The sequence below is a fragment of the Rummeliibacillus sp. POC4 genome (assembly GCF_003576525.1).
Lineage (GTDB): Bacteria > Bacillota > Bacilli > Bacillales_A > Planococcaceae > Rummeliibacillus.
This window is the reverse complement of record NZ_QWUA01000162.1, coordinates 1-634: the sequence shown is the minus strand read 5'-3', so window position 1 is coordinate 634 and position 634 is coordinate 1. Positions and strand designations below refer to the sequence as shown.

General features: G+C 37.4%; 1 protein-coding gene. It reads left to right on the top strand.

What is annotated here, in order from left to right:
• Nucleotides 1-562: group II intron maturase-specific domain-containing protein (locus D1606_RS18580; protein ID WP_305000248.1), on the top strand; the 562-nt coding region annotated here is incomplete at its 5' end.
• Between the last annotated feature and the right edge of the window lie 72 nt (nucleotides 563-634).

Below are 634 nucleotides of genomic sequence, written 5' to 3'. Positions count from 1 at the left end.
TATACGCGTCATGAAAAGTATTAGAACCTTCATTGAAAAGAAACTACGATTGAAAGTAAATGAAAAGAAATCCATAGTAGACCGTCCTTGGAATTGTAAATTCCTTGGATTTAGTTTTACTAACAATAAAGAACCTAAAATTCGAATAGCAAAACAGAGTATCAAACGAATGAAGGAGAAAATTCGTGAGATAACATCAAGAAGTAAACCTTTTCCTATGGAACTTCGAATTCAAAAGTTAAATCGATACTTAATTGGGTGGTGTGGATACTTTGCTTTAGCAGATACTAAATCTATTTTCGAACAACTGGATGGGTGGATTAAAAGAAGGCTTCGAATGTGCTTATGGAAGAATTGGAAGAAACCAAGTACAAAAGTGAGAAATCTAGTACAACTAGGTGTTCCAAAATGGAAGGCACATGAATGGGGAAATACTCGCAAGAGTTACTGGAGAATATCAAAAAGTCCGATATTACACAGAACCCTAGGTAACTCCTATTGGAGTCACCTAGGGCTCAAAAGTCTAAAAGTTCGTTATGAAATTCTGCGTCAATCATCTTAATTGAACCGCCGTATACGGAACCGTACGTACGGTGGTGTGAGAGGTCGGGAGTTAATCACTCCCTCCTACTCG